The 13,883-nt window shown below is 32.9% G+C and carries 14 protein-coding genes; 4 read left to right on the top strand and 10 right to left on the bottom strand.

Translation table 11 applies throughout. The annotated features are described in order from the left end of the window. Position 1: 1 nt before the first annotated feature. From ispE to Q3V94_RS11980, 6 genes are all read right to left on the bottom strand, one after another. Positions 2–865 (bottom strand): 4-(cytidine 5'-diphospho)-2-C-methyl-D-erythritol kinase, encoded by an 864-nt coding sequence (gene ispE / locus Q3V94_RS12005; RefSeq protein WP_303528027.1) that lies wholly within the window; start codon positions 863–865, stop codon positions 2–4. Between the two features lie 118 nt (positions 866–983). Further along, positions 984–2,531 carry an SPOCS domain-containing protein gene (locus tag Q3V94_RS12000; protein WP_303528025.1) on the bottom strand — a complete coding sequence of 516 codons (1,548 nt, stop codon included), beginning with the start codon at positions 2,529–2,531 and terminating at the stop codon, positions 984–986. 235 nt (positions 2,532–2,766) lie between these two features. Then, entirely contained in the window at positions 2,767–3,024 is a 258-nt protein-coding gene (locus tag Q3V94_RS11995; RefSeq protein WP_040306060.1) for a Veg family protein, read from the bottom strand. A gap of 211 nt (positions 3,025–3,235) precedes the next feature. Next, on the bottom strand, positions 3,236–4,561 hold the full coding sequence (locus Q3V94_RS11990; protein ID WP_303528021.1) for an N-acetylmuramoyl-L-alanine amidase: 1,326 nt from the start codon (positions 4,559–4,561) through the stop codon (positions 3,236–3,238). Positions 4,562–4,571: 10 nt separating this feature from the next. Next, positions 4,572–5,429, bottom strand: coding sequence for a sporulation peptidase YabG (gene yabG, locus Q3V94_RS11985; protein ID WP_303528019.1), 858 nt, complete (start codon positions 5,427–5,429; stop codon positions 4,572–4,574). Positions 5,430–5,814: 385 nt separating this feature from the next. Further along, positions 5,815–6,795, bottom strand: coding sequence for a CotS family spore coat protein (locus tag Q3V94_RS11980; RefSeq protein ID WP_303528017.1), 981 nt, complete (start codon positions 6,793–6,795; stop codon positions 5,815–5,817). 108 nt (positions 6,796–6,903) lie between these two features. On the opposite strand from Q3V94_RS11980, the gene Q3V94_RS11975 reads away from it, so the two are divergent. From Q3V94_RS11975 to Q3V94_RS11960, 4 genes are all read left to right on the top strand, one after another. After that, positions 6,904–8,019: a glycosyltransferase family 1 protein gene (locus tag Q3V94_RS11975; RefSeq protein WP_303528015.1), complete on the top strand. Its 1,116-nt coding sequence runs from the start codon at positions 6,904–6,906 to the stop codon at positions 8,017–8,019. Between the two features lie 96 nt (positions 8,020–8,115). Beyond that, the gene (locus tag Q3V94_RS11970; protein WP_303528013.1) at positions 8,116–8,733 is read left to right on the top strand and encodes a hypothetical protein; all 618 of its coding nucleotides are present in this window, start codon (positions 8,116–8,118) and stop codon (positions 8,731–8,733) included. Between the two features lie 216 nt (positions 8,734–8,949). Next, positions 8,950–10,227: an HD-GYP domain-containing protein gene (locus Q3V94_RS11965; RefSeq protein ID WP_303528012.1), complete on the top strand. Its 1,278-nt coding sequence runs from the start codon at positions 8,950–8,952 to the stop codon at positions 10,225–10,227. A gap of 3 nt (positions 10,228–10,230) precedes the next feature. After that, on the top strand, positions 10,231–10,776 hold the full coding sequence (locus Q3V94_RS11960; RefSeq protein ID WP_303528010.1) for a DUF5317 domain-containing protein: 546 nt from the start codon (positions 10,231–10,233) through the stop codon (positions 10,774–10,776). A 6-nt stretch (positions 10,777–10,782) separates the two neighbouring features. On the opposite strand, the gene Q3V94_RS11955 is transcribed toward Q3V94_RS11960, so the two are convergent. The 4 genes from Q3V94_RS11955 to Q3V94_RS11940 are packed head-to-tail and all read right to left on the bottom strand — an operon-like array spanning position 10,783 to position 13,825. Beyond that, complete coding sequence (locus Q3V94_RS11955; RefSeq protein WP_303528008.1) at positions 10,783–11,781, bottom strand: CotS family spore coat protein; 999 nt, start codon at positions 11,779–11,781, stop codon at positions 10,783–10,785. A gap of 12 nt (positions 11,782–11,793) precedes the next feature. Beyond that, complete coding sequence (locus tag Q3V94_RS11950; protein WP_303528007.1) at positions 11,794–12,636, bottom strand: hypothetical protein; 843 nt, start codon at positions 12,634–12,636, stop codon at positions 11,794–11,796. Positions 12,637–12,646: 10 nt separating this feature from the next. After that, positions 12,647–12,823 carry a hypothetical protein gene (locus Q3V94_RS11945; protein WP_303528006.1) on the bottom strand — a complete coding sequence of 59 codons (177 nt, stop codon included), beginning with the start codon at positions 12,821–12,823 and terminating at the stop codon, positions 12,647–12,649. Positions 12,824–12,832: 9 nt separating this feature from the next. After that, positions 12,833–13,825 carry a CotS family spore coat protein gene (locus tag Q3V94_RS11940; protein WP_303528005.1) on the bottom strand — a complete coding sequence of 331 codons (993 nt, stop codon included), beginning with the start codon at positions 13,823–13,825 and terminating at the stop codon, positions 12,833–12,835. Positions 13,826–13,883: the final 58 nt, after the last annotated feature.

Here is a 13,883-nt window from a genome sequence, read left to right as displayed (position 1 = left end):
ATTACACCCCTTCATTTACCGTTTTAACTAAAAATACATCCTTAATGTAATCCCTTAATCTATTATAACAAACCTTAACCTTTTCTTCATCCTCAAAAATACCGATAACTGCCGAGCCGCTTCCCGTCATTATGCTTCCTTCTGCCTCAAACTCCATCATTATATTTTTAATTTCTAACAATATAGGGTATTCATTTAAAGTAACAGTTTCAAGGACGTTTACCATATTAGATGCCATCATCTTGTAATTCTTATTTCTTATGTATTCTACCATTTTATCTATGTTAGGCCTTTTATTGATTTCATCTAGTCTAAGCTTAGAATAAACTTCCTTTGTTGATATATTTATATTAGGTTTTGCAATGACTATATGTAGATTTTCTATCTTTTCAATAGGGCTTATGATCTCTCCTATCCCCTCCACAAGGCTTGTTCTGTTCATTATTGAGAAGGGAACATCAGCACCAACCTTAAGCCCTATTTCCATCATCTGCTCCTTACTCATTTTAAGGTCATAAAGTTCATTTAAAGCCTTAATAACCCCAGCCGCATCTGAGCTTCCCCCTCCAAGGCCTGCACCGTGGGGAATATTCTTTTTAAGGTGAATTTTGACTCCATAGTCTATACCGAATTTTTTAAAGATTAAATCCGCTGCCCTATAGCAGGTGTTAGACTCATCAAGGGGAATATCATTTTTATCGGAAGTTATGATGATTCCGCTTTTTATTTTTTCTATAGTCAAATAATCATATAAGGATACGCTCTGATTTATCATCCTTAAAAGGTGATATCCATCATTCCTCTTCCCAACCACATCAAGGGATAAATTAACCTTTGCAGGGCACTTTATTTCTATCCTCTCCACACCATCACCTCGCTTAGCTTAAAAAAATTATATATTATTTTCCAAATAACTTCAAGGGACGGTTCATTACAAAATTTGTCTTTAACAAATTTATAATAGTAATGAACCGTCCCTCAAATTATTTCATAAATGTCTTTTTAGGAACTATAATTTTCATCCCTGGTTCGATATAATCCGGATTTTCAATATCATTTAGCTTTACTATATCCTCTACTTTGGTTCCGTATTTTTTTGCTATCTTCCAGAGGGTGTCATGGGGCTGAACAGTATATATAACAAGGCTTGGCATGTTCTTTATCATTTCTGTTATGTCGATTTCATTTAGGGATTTTAATATATCATAAACGCTCTTTTTATAAAGCTTCATATGGCATACAAGGTTAGCCTTTACGTTAACTTCCTTATCGGCAAATTTTTCATAGCTTAGGCTCTCAAGTTTAACTGAATAGGTTGGAAGCATATCTATTTTTGCCATAGGAATATCTAAAGTAAACTTAAAGGGGAGTTCCTCTTCATATCCTTCAAGTTCTGGTTCTTCCTTTGCCTTTACATAAACAAGATTACATCTTAAAATACCTTCACAGGTTGCTTTATCCTCTAAAACCTTAACCTCGGTTATCACTGGCTTTGCATCGACATATTTAACTTCAACAATCGCTTCATCCTCAGGAACAGTTATTCTATCCTTTAAAACCTGTGAATCCGTAGCCTCATCATGGTATGAAAAGCATTTTATGTTTTCCTTCTCAAATTCATACCTTGAATCAGACGAGTAGGCATCCAATATATTTTGTAGCTGCCTAGTCGAATAAACCTTAACATAAATTTCTACATTTGCCTGAACTGAAACTATCTTTCTTTCCCCTTCTTCGTTTTCTGAAACCTCTGCATAAGTTTCTTTAACTTTACACATAACATCTATCTTCATGTTTGGTTTTACTTCTTCAGCTACAACTTCATGGCTAAAGGGGATATCTTGCTCTAACATGAAGTATTCTCCATCCTTACTCTTTACAAGCATTCTTGCCTTTGCCGTTGCGTTGATTAAAACTTTGCCATCAAGAACTTGATAATCCCTCTTATAAACAAAAACCTCTGTTTTAACTATTTCTTCTATTTCCTTTTCAGAAGTTATTTCTGCCTTTATCATGGATTCTTCCTTTACATCCCTTAAGTATTCATCTATTTCTACGCTTTCCCTTAGCATCTGAACATCCTGTCCCTTGATGTCTACAATAGTTTCCTTTGTAGCTCTATTATAAACATGTCCTTTAAGATTAATAACAGCATTAACCCTTATTTTTTTATTTGTAGTAACCTGATATTCCATATGTTCTATTTCTGCTTCTACTTTTGGGCTGTGTTCATTTCTTGCGCCTGGAATTTGGATATTATGGGTAAAATTTGAGGATGCTTCAACTTTATATATGTTCCTTGTATCGTTAGAGGAATAATAAACTCTAAAGTTCATCCTGCCTTCAAGTATTACCCTATCCTCCACTACCTGACAATTTAAAACTACAGCCTCTCCATCACAATAAAGAACTTTAGAAACATCTCCATCCCTTTCGGATATTACTATATCCCCATTAACCATAGTCTGGGATTGGCCTTCTCCTATAAGTTCCTCGTAATTTATTACATCCTTTACATATTCAACTGACAATTTAATCCCTCCCACCCTAATTTACCTAATATAATATATATTCGTAAAATTAAAAATATTACTTCTTTCTTTAAAAATGTTGACATAAAATTTTATTTCTTTATAATAATATTTTGTCGATAACCTTTGTTTATCCCCCTAAAAAATAGCTGCCAAACCCATAACCCCACAGAAAAGCCGCCTTTTAGCGGCTTTTCTGTTACAAAATAAAAAAGAAGGCCAAAAGGCCTTCTTTTTACATTGCTACGTTTTTATTCTTGAATATTATCTGGACTGTTTGCGTCAATATATCTGAATAGCTGTAGGATATCGTTCGAGTTGTATTATCGCTTCCTTCGACCTTTACTATGAATATGTGAGGATATGTTTTCTCAAGGATGCCTTCTTTTACTGTAAACTTTTTACGACCGTTGTTAGCCTTAACAACGACCCTCTCGCCAACATGCTCATCAATATCTTTTTTGATGGCATTTAAAAGATCTCTTCCTCTCATAAGAAACACCCTCTTTCCACTACAATATTTTACACCATTGAGGGTGTTTCGTCAATAATTAATTTAAATATTCTAACAAGTTTTTTATAATGTGTCAACAAAAGAATTAATGTCTTTTTCTACAATCATTTAAATATAACTCTCTTTTTTCTCTTTATTATTCATTTAATCTTTTTATTATTATCAACTATAGAGTTTGACAAGGATTCTATTAGAAATTTATCCCGTAAAACTCACAAATGGCCTTATATATACAATCTGCTATTTTTTTATAGCCCTCCTCATTCAAAAACGCTCTATCCTCCCTGCCTGTCATATACAGGCATTCTAATATAATCCCACTAACCTTGGATTCCCTTAAAATAAAATAGTCCCCAACCCTTACCCCTCTGTTTTTTAAGTTAAGATCTTTATTAAGATTTTTCAAAATAAGATTTGAAAGTTCTATAGCCTCATCATCATCTTTATAGCAATAGGATACACTTCCATTTACCGTATCGTTATAAAAATGATTCATGTGAATTGAAATAAAAAAATTTGGCCTTTCTTTGTTGATAATATCAACCCTTTTTTGTAGAGATAAATATTCATCTTTATCCCTTGTCATAACTACACTGCAGGACTTTTTCTCCAAATATTCTTTAAGATAAAGTGAAACTTTAAGATTTATATCCTTTTCAGCTATATCGGATATATTTCCCGTATCATCCCCACCATGCCCTGGGTCGATTAGTATTTTTTTATTATTAAAGTTATTTAAGATATAATCCTTATCGAGTTTAATAAGCTCTATCCCTGTATAATAGTATTTTAAAACATCCTCATAATTTTTCCCCATCTTTGCCATTGCATCAGCACCATCAAGGCAAACTCCAAGTCCAAGGCCCTCACCTATTTCTTTAACTCCGATGCTTTTTTGTAGAAAATATAGCCTATTGCTCTTTAAATTCAACCCTTCTACAAAATCCTTACCGCTTAAATTTTTATTCATAAATTTTAACTTTTTTATTCTCCCCATTTCATCCCTTTCAACCTCTTCTATAAGTCCCTCTACTTTTTCCTTATAGCTAGCTGAAGGAAGGTTAAAAAGCTCCATTATCCTTTTAACCTCAACTTCCACTTCATCCTTCTTTGCCCTGCATAAATCGCAAAAAACCCTCCTTAAATATCCTATATGGTATCCTAAAACATCCTCAGAATTTGCAGTTGCTCCAGAACAATTTTTAGTATAATATAGGTCAACTATCCTGCCATTGTATTTTGCAATTATCCCCTTTGTTTCCTCAATTGCCTTCTTTAACTTCTCCTTTAACTTATCATCAAGTTTATCAAAATCATCTTTATTTAAACTTAAATCCTCCTTGCACCCTTCTAAATTCCTTATATTCCTTGCAATTTTGCTCCTTATTAAAACAGCAAGGGCCTTTAGGGTTTCCCTTTCATATTCATATAGTTCTTTAATTTTAGCAAATAAATATAAAGCTGCTTCTTCAAGTCCATAAACTTCATCTTTAACTTTAACTTTAATATCCTCCATATGACCACCCCTAAATCTTGTGGGAAGATTCTCTGTATTTTCCTCTGGTTTCTAAACCACCTATACCCTTTTCGCCGGTTATGGTGCTCTCTAAAACTTCATTTGGGGATAAAAATTTTGTTATACTGGAAAAGGCGATTTTTTCGCAGACAAAAACAGGATCCATCGCATGGATTAAAACCCTTGATGGTGAACTTGCAAAATTAGCACCTGCCTCAATCAACACTTCATAATAGGATTGGCAGGCCCCTGCGAATATAACAAGGTCGTCATAGGAGGGTTCATAATCCCTTGCCCTTTTTACAGCCTCAGCAAAATATCTTGAATTTCTATAATTGTTTATATCCTTAAAATTCTGTGTCCCCTTTGCTATGCTGTCGTGCCCTGTTAAAACCAATATGTCGGGTTTTATCTCTCTTAAAAGGTCTATAACTACGTTAGGCTGATCTGATTCTGGAACAAACCTTCCAACGACATTTATACCAAGCTTTTTATAACCTCTAAGGCAAATATTTAAATATTCCTCATCCCCATCGATATGCAAAACCCTACCCGGCCTTCCTACTATCCCCTTTTCTTCTTTAACTTCCCCCCTTTTACCTTTAAAGGGAACTTTCCTGCTTAAAAGAATCTTTTTAATCTTTGCGTTAACCTTTCTATTAAATACCTCATCGTATTCTGCAATCTTGTTAAGATCAGGCCTTAAAAGGTCCTCCCCAAGGGCATCTGCAATTATCCTCAGCTCTATTCCTTTTAAAATATAAAGCTTTGTTCCATCCTCTCTTTTTACGATTTGAGTTATTTTAAAATACACATCCCCACCATAGGATTTTCTTACTACTATATCCCCTACCTTTAACTCCTCCATAAACATACTCCAAAGATTTCTATAATACCATAATATGTAATAAACCTTCCTTTTGACAAAAAAATCCGGGAAATTTCCCGGATTACAAATTATAGGAAAACTCTTTTTAGTTTTTGGTTTTGCAAGAGCCCCGTGAATGGATTTCAGAAAGGCATCTCTCATGAGCTCTAGCAATTCTTGCTTTTCGACTTTGCAAGAGTCCGTAATTCTGCACATGGACGTGCAGAGCCGAGTGGCCGACACGGATGTCGGCTCACGAGGGTAGGACTTTTGAAAACAAAGAAAAGCTTAGAATCGCTTAGCAAAATGAGCGAATGCCAGGGAAATCCTTCACGGGGCTAAGAAAATAACTTTCAACAGTTTTTAATCCAGGAAATTTCCCGGATCAAAAACTTTCTAAAAAGCTTATATACTTATCCTTCTCGTCCAAAATCTCCCTTAGCTTCTTAATAAAGCTTGCCTCACTCCAGCCTGGTTCTTTGTAATAATACCTATTTGCAATCCTCCAAAATCTCTGCGGGAAGGCAAGTAGTGCCTTTAATACTTTTAATTCATCAACGCTAATAGGCTTTACGGCATTATAGTTATCCACTATTAAATTTGCCTTTTCAAGTCTCCAATCAACCCTCTTTAGAGCCTTTACCATTAATGTTGCAAGATCATATATTTGAATTTCCTCTTTACAGTAGTCAAAATCGACGATGTAAACATCCCCATTGTCTTTTATAAGTATATTGTGATAGGTAAAATCATGATGGCAAAGAACTTTATCGTTTAAATCCTTCTGGCATACCCTATTATAGGCATCAAGGTCTAATTTTTCTATCGCCTTTTTTGCAAGTTCTATATAAAAGTCTACGTTATCAAGATATAAAATATCGAACTCCGTCTTTTTCTTGTTTTTCCTTGCGATATCCTTCATCTTGTTTAAAGTTGTAAGCCTTTTTTCAAAGGTATAGGGAAGTTTTCCAATATCATTTCTTGCCTTTAAATTATCCTCTGGAACAAAATTCCTTGCAGCAAGATGAAATTTTGCCAAAGTTTTTGCTGCAATCTTTAAATCCTCATCATTTCTAAAATCGCATTCCCTTCCATCTATCCATTCAGTAACCACATAAAGATCTTCATTTACTATGGCATAGGGAAGTCCCTTTAAAGATAATTCATTTTTATCTATTTTATCAAAACCGTTTTTTATAATATGTTCCTTAGCCTTATATATATACATAAGCTTATGCGGACCGTAATTTACTTTCTTTAAGCATTTGTTTCCCTTGTTAGTTTTAATAAGATATACTCCCCTTTGGGGAATAAGATCCCTTATTTCAAATCCAAACTGTGTAGAAATTTCAGTTTCCCTAACCATTTTACCACCCCCTATTAATGTTTATGTTTTTTTCATCTTCTTTATGAATATTCACCAAGCTAAACATTGATTCATATTATAAATTGTATATATTTTATAGGTGATTTTATGAATATTGGAATTGACGCAAGGGCTGCAATATGGTATAGAGGAACAGGTATTGGAACTTACACATATCAATTACTTAAGAATTTATGCCTTTTGGACAAGGAAAACAACTATCTTCTTTTCCTTCCAGAGGATAAACTCGACTTTGAACTTTATGAGAATTTTAAAATTAAACATATAGAAAAGAGCTATAAAGAAACCTTTTGGGAGGAGGTAGATGTTCCAAACATCCTAACCGATACAGGTATAGAAATTTATCACGTTCCCCAAAACGGAATAGGTCTTCCCTATGAGAAAACTTGTAAATTCGTAATAACCCTTCATGATGTAATTCCATATAAAATGCCTGAAACCGTCGGACCCCAATATCTTAAAATATATCTTCAGGAGATCCCTAAAATAGTTCCCCTTTGTGATGGGATAATAACTGTATCAGAATACTCTAAGATGGACATCCATAAAACATTGGGCTATCCTTTAGACAAAATATATGTAACCTATCTTGCTGCAGAGGATATTTATAAACCAATTAATAAGGAATATTGCAGGAAAATTATTAAAGAAAAATATAGCCTTGAAGGGGACTTTATCCTATATGTTGGTGGATTTAGTCCAAGGAAAAATATAAAGGGACTAATTCAAGCCTTTAGCCTTATAAAAAATAAGATAAAGGGATTTAAGCTTTTGATCCTTGGAAAAAAGGGGCGCTCCTACTACGATTACAGGGACCTTGCCCTTAGCCTCGGACTTAAAAATGAATGCCTTTTCCCAGGATTTATTCCTGTTGAGGACTTACCACTTTTTTATAATGCCTCCTATATGCTAATTTACCCTTCCTTTTATGAGGGATTTGGCCTTCCACCCCTTGAGGCTATGGCCTGCGGAACTCCTGTAATTGCTTCAAACACCACATCCATTCCTGAAGTTTTAAAGGAAGATGCCCTTTATATAAATCCTCAAAATCCCTATGAAATAGCAGAGAACATTTTAAGATTAATTGAGGATAAAAGGCTTTATGAAGATTTAAAACTTAGGGGTCTATTAAGAAGCTCCTCCTACACATGGAAAAAAACTGCGGTGGAGACTTTGACTATTTTTAGCAAATTGTCGAAATAAGGCTCTAAATTTAGGGCCTTTTTTTGTTTTTTGTGATTGAGGTCTAAACCAAAGTATGCTATTATTATATTTAGAATTTAGGGCGGGGGGATATTAATGGACCTTACATTAGTTCAAGAAACAATAAATAAAATAGAAGGAGTTTTGAATTGTAAGGTAGTTTTTGAAAATGATGAAATAAGTGAAATTCATGTTCTTGCAAACAGCTCAAGATCCCCAAAACAGATCGCAAGGGACATAGAATCCACTTTATTTGCAAAGTATGATTATAAGATAGATAAAAATAAAATAAGCATTGCGGTAATCCAATCGGATGATATGGTAACCCCCAAAAGGGTTAAGCTGCATAGCGTATTGGTAAGAACACTGCTAAACAAAATAGAATATTCTGTAATTTTAATGTATGATGGAACTGAATATTCCGTTGAAGGTTCAGGAATAAATACACAAGCAAATAGGAAAAAGCTTATCGCAAAGGCAACCCTAGAGGCTGTAGAAAAAATTATTGGTCAGGAATACCTTTTTGATGTCCAGGATGTCCTTATTAACACCACAAACACAGTAACTGTGGTTACTGTGATAGTTAATGCCCTTGTAACAGGAAATGAAGAGGCACTTGTGGGATCTGCCATTGTAAGAAAGGATTTAAACGAAGCAATTGCAAGAGCAACACTGGATGCAATAAACAGGCGAATTGAAAAGATAACTCAATAGTGTGAAAAAAGGCCGATTATATTTATCCTTTTCCTCTTTAGCGGAGCAACGCAACAGGCAATAGCGGAGCCCTGTTAGCCAAAACGCAAAGGGGGTAATCTGCATGAAGAAAATATTACCTGCAATCATTGCTCTTTTAACACTTGTTTTAGCAGGTGGATCAATATTTTCATGGGTATAAAATATAATCGGCCTTTTGTATTAGGAGGGAGATTAGTGAAAAAATTAAAACAAAACTTATATTTGTTTATTATATATACATTAGCAATAGTCATTCTAATTAGTGCATATAAAACAAATTCTGTTCCTTTTAGTGAAAACTCATTAGGAATATTATTATTTATAATATTATCTATAATTACAGAGTCTTCTTTAGTAATATATAAAAGATTATCAATAAGTCCTGGATTTGCTATTGTTTTTTCATCTATTTATTTATTTGAAACATTTTATGCTATGATTATTGCAGGATTAGGTATGGCGTTAAGAATTTTTAAGCAAGGTGAAAAATACATTCATATACTTAATATTGAAATAAAAAAATTATTATTTAATGTTAGCAATGTAGTTATTTCAGTATATTGTTCATCAATATTTACAAATAAATTTATTTCTCATCTTACAATAAAAAATAACGCCATTATTGATTTTTTAAAATTTTTATTAATTCCATTAATATTTTTAGTAACGCACACATTAATAATATCAATGCTTTTTTCAATATTAACAAGTGATTCATTTTTTAAAATCTATAAATCAAATTTCCTATTTGGATTTTTAAACATTTTTTCTATGGCCCCTTTAGGATATTTTTTAACTTACTTATATAGCACTTCTAACGTTATAGGCGTTATTGTAGTTATGATTATAATTATTTTTACAAGATATACCTTTTTACTCTACATCGAGACCAAATCCAAATACATAGAAACCATCGAGGTTTTGATGCACGCCCTTGAATCAAGGGACAAATATACAGAGGGACACTCAAGAAACGTTGCAAGGATTGTTGAAATGATTGCAAGGGAGCTTAAGTTCAGTGAAAGCAAGATAGAAGAATTAAAGCTTGCTGCATATCTTCATGATGTTGGGAAAATAGGAATAAGCGACGCCATCCTTAACAAACCAGGTAAATTAATTGAAGAAGAATATAACATAATAAAGCAGCATCCTGAAATAGGATACCAAATAGTAAAGGATATTAAAGACCTTGGAAGAATACCAGAAATTATAAGATATCACCACGAAAGATATGACGGCAAAGGATATCCGGCGAGTAAAAAGGGCGAAGAGCTTGGAATTGACGTTTTCATCCTCCAACTTGCAGACTCTATAGATGCAATGATGACGGACAGAGTTTATAGGAAGGCCCTTTCGCAGGAGGAGATTATGAAGGAACTTATGAATAACAATGGCACTCAGTTTCATCCAAAGGTAGTTGAGGCCTATCTTAGAGCCTGTGAAAAGCAAAAATCCTGCAAAGAAAGAGGTTAGAATATGCTATTCATTCTTTCTGCCATTTTAGGAATTATAATTGGTCTTTTACTTAAGGGAGATATTAAAAAGCTTGATGGTTCAGATTTAAAGGGAATATATATCCCAATCATAGCCTTTTCAATTGAAATAGTTTTATTCACCCTTGTTAGAAAAGGCATCATTGAAAGAGGACTTATAACCTACATATTTTATCTTATTCAATTTATTTTGATATCGATATTTGCCTATTTAAATCGAAAAAATAAGGCTGTTCTTATAATTACATCTGGATTTATCCTAAATGGTCTTGCGATATTTTTAAACGGCGGTGCAATGCCTGTAAACCCTGATGCAGCAGTTGCAGCAGGTCTTTATCCTTCTGTAGATAAAATAAATGTTTCAAAGGAAGGATTATATGTTCTTCAAAACGACAAAACTTTATTTTGGTTTTTAGGTGATATTATTCCAATAAAATTTATAAGAGGATACGTGGTAAGCATAGGCGATATATTATTATGTTTTGGACTCATATATTATATTGTTAAAAGCATGAAAAGGGCTGATTAATCAGCCCTATAACCATATCTTTTTAAAGCCCTTTAAGACTCTTTCCTTATCATCCTTATATGCTGCCTTTCTGATAAGCTTTTCTACATATTCATCCTCATCCCACTGCTTTGTCCTTAAATAGTAATCCCTTGAAATATCATAAAAATCCTTAGGGAAAAGAAGATATGCATAAAGAATGTTTATTTCCTCCTTAGTTAATTTGCTTATTTTGTTGTAATTATCCAATATTATATTAATCGTTTCGATTGTAAAGGCGTTATCCTTTAGAGCCTTATTTATAAAATTAGCAAGGTCGTGAACCCTTGTGTCCAAAATACAAAGATCAAAATCTAAAAAATAAACATTATCATCGTTTCCCATCAAAACATTATGATGGGCAAGATCATGGTGGCAGAATACATAGTCCTTTATATGCCTGTCCTGTGTCCCTTTTAAATAATCCACAGCCTCCTTAGATTTTTCAATATTTATATCCACATTTTCCAAAAATATTTTATCGAATTCTGTTTTATAATAGTGCATGTTAGCTATTTCCTTAAACTTTTCAAGATCCTTTATTCTATTTAATAATCTTTCCACCATTTTGCCAACCAAGCTTTTTTTATCGTAATAGCCTATATCCCTTGATGCCTCATGAAACTTAGCAAGGGCCATCGCTACATTTTTTAAATCCAATGGGTTTTGATAAAGAGCCTCTCTACCTTCAACGCAGTCTAATACAACATATACCTCATCGTTATATATTAAATAGGGCTTTCCCTCCTTTGTAAGTCTAAAATTTATAACATAGGGATAATTTTCTCTAATTTTATTTAGGGAATTATATATAAACTCTAAATCCTCTAAAGGATACTTAACCTTTTTTAATATCTTTATCCCCTGATTCGTCGTAAGAACAAATACTGACCTTACGGGATGTGCCTCATTAACTTTTAAATCAAACTCATCGAACATCCTGTCATCTAAAAAAAAGTCAGCAAGGAATTTTTTGTCCTTTGGCATTAAATCCACCCCTTACACCCCCAAAAGGTTGCATTGATTATCCCTTAAAAGTGCCTTTTCAAGTTTCTTTTCGTAATCTATTTCCTTGCCCTTTAAATATTTTGAAACAAGCTTTAGGGTATTATATGGGAAGGACACATAGGCCTTTATATATTCTATTGAATTTAAGTTCAATGCCCTATACTTTTCATATTCAGATACTACTATATCAAAAATCTCTTTTTTGCCTGTCTTTTGAATTCCCCTTTTTATAAGCTTTGCTATATCCTCTTCTATCATATTGTAGCCTGAATCAAATATTTCAAATAAATATATTCCTCTTTTTGTTTTTATCGCCGTATTCTTTGAAATGGTATTAAGGCAAACTTCCCTTTTTTTCATGCTCTCCTCTAATGCTGAAAGATATTGAATACTCCTAAAGGTTTTCATGACTTCCTTTGCCCTTTTATAAATTTCCTCCCAATAGGGTTCAAGGGCAGCTTCAAAGGAGGTTTTATTTTCACTATCCTTTATTCTTTCAAAATCCTTTAAAAACCTTTTATATCGCTCTGTTAATTTCCCCCACCTTACATTTATCTTAACTCCCGGTGATGGAACAAAGCCTTCAGCTGCTCCATGGAATTCAGAAAGGATCCTACAAAACTCTTTAATATTTTTCTCCCCATCTATCTCAAAGGTTCTTCCTTCAACCTTTTCCGTATCGATATATAGCTTTTTATTCTTTATGGTATATAGTTTTCCTTCCTTGTTATATCTAATTTCAATTAGATTTTTAAAACCATTCTTATACAAATATTCCTGCAAAGTCCTTGCAAAAACAATCTGCCACTCTTTGCAATCAACTTCCCTTAACATCATCCCACCCCTAATGTCTTTTTTTCTTTTCTTTATTTTGTATTTCCATCATCCTTTGAATTTCCCTTTCTATTTCCTCTTTTTCTCTTTTTAATTTTTCATACTTTTTCTCAAGCTTCTTAAGTTCCTTTAGTTTTTTAATGTCTTCCTTAATATCCTTTATCCTTTTTTCCATTTCCTCACTCATACCATCACCTTAAAATATTGATTTAAAATTATTTAAAAATCTAAATCTTTCCTTATGGTCATCGGTAACCTTTAAAAGCTTTTTTAAGAAAAACTCCTCATCCCAGGGCTGCTTTTCAACATAATATTGAAGCCCTACCTGCCAAAAGTCCTGAGGAAATTCCATAAAACAATATATTAAATAAAGTTCATCTTTATTTATTGGGGTAAAATTTGAATAAATCGAAATTATATATTCTAATGTATCAATGCTCCAATTGCCGTATCTTAAACTTCTTATTATGATACTTGCAAGATCATGAAGATGGGAATCCATTATGCAGTAGTCAAAATCTATAATGTATATATTTAAAAAATTGTCTATTAAAAAATTGTGGTTGGCACTATCGTGATGGCAAAACTCCTTTAATGCCTTATGGTTTTCCATTATCTCAAAGTATTTGGATTCATTGAGGTTTTTTATAGCATCAAGGGCTTGTTTATAATGAATATCAACATGTCTGAGATAAATTTTGTCAAATTGTGTTCTTTCAGGTTTTGAAACTATAACGGATTTGAAAAATAACAGCTGATTTAGCCTTTTCTCAAACTTTTCCATCCATCTTCCATATAAATTTCTTCCCTTAACCTTTTTAAACTGAAAATTTCTTGATTTAATATGAAGTTCCCCTAATGTTTCAACGGCCCTTTTTAGTTCGATTAAATTTTTAAAATCAACAGGTCTTGAATTAACCCAATCGGTTAAAAAAGCAAAACCTTCAGGTAACTCTATATAATCTTTATCCTCCTTTGTTTTTATCATTGGCAGGACTTTTTTAAATCCATTGTTAATAAGGTGAGTAATACAAGCGATTATAAACTCAAATTGTTCCCTATCATACTTTGAAACCTTTAGGCAATATTCCCTTCCCTTTGATGTTATTTTGTAAACATTTTTGTATTTTTCTATATTTGAAACTTTAATACTATATTTATTTTCTATAAGCTTAATTAATTCTTCCATAAAGCTCACTTTTAAAAGCAATTCTATTTTATAATATGTAAAAATTTAGTTTGTGTGA

The organism is Caloramator sp. CAR-1 (genome assembly GCF_030546345.1).
In the GTDB taxonomy this organism is placed as follows: domain Bacteria; phylum Bacillota; class Clostridia; order Clostridiales; family Caloramatoraceae; genus Caloramator; species Caloramator australicus.
The sequence above is the reverse complement of the archived record's forward strand: the minus strand, read 5'-3'. Positions and strand labels throughout refer to the sequence as shown.

Excerpts from the sequence above, each read along its gene's own strand:
- Q3V94_RS11995 (WP_040306060.1), bottom strand. The coding sequence starts at position 3,024 with ATGAGAGGAAGAGATCTTTTAAATGCCATCAAAAAAGATATTGATGAG.
- Q3V94_RS11990 (WP_303528021.1), bottom strand. The coding sequence starts at position 4,561 with ATGGAGGATATTAAAGTTAAAGTTAAAGATGAAGTTTATGGACTTGAA.
- yabG (WP_303528019.1), bottom strand. The coding sequence starts at position 5,429 with ATGGAGGAGTTAAAGGTAGGGGATATAGTAGTAAGAAAATCCTATGGT.
- Q3V94_RS11980 (WP_303528017.1), bottom strand. The coding sequence starts at position 6,795 with ATGGTTAGGGAAACTGAAATTTCTACACAGTTTGGATTTGAAATAAGG.
- Q3V94_RS11975 (WP_303528015.1), top strand. The coding sequence starts at position 6,904 with ATGAATATTGGAATTGACGCAAGGGCTGCAATATGGTATAGAGGAACA.
- Q3V94_RS11970 (WP_303528013.1), top strand. The coding sequence starts at position 8,116 with ATGGACCTTACATTAGTTCAAGAAACAATAAATAAAATAGAAGGAGTT.
- Q3V94_RS11960 (WP_303528010.1), top strand. The coding sequence starts at position 10,231 with ATGCTATTCATTCTTTCTGCCATTTTAGGAATTATAATTGGTCTTTTA.
- Q3V94_RS11955 (WP_303528008.1), bottom strand. The coding sequence starts at position 11,781 with ATGCCAAAGGACAAAAAATTCCTTGCTGACTTTTTTTTAGATGACAGG.
- Q3V94_RS11950 (WP_303528007.1), bottom strand. The coding sequence starts at position 12,636 with ATGTTAAGGGAAGTTGATTGCAAAGAGTGGCAGATTGTTTTTGCAAGG.
- Q3V94_RS11945 (WP_303528006.1), bottom strand. The coding sequence starts at position 12,823 with ATGAGTGAGGAAATGGAAAAAAGGATAAAGGATATTAAGGAAGACATT.
- Q3V94_RS11940 (WP_303528005.1), bottom strand. The coding sequence starts at position 13,825 with ATGGAAGAATTAATTAAGCTTATAGAAAATAAATATAGTATTAAAGTT.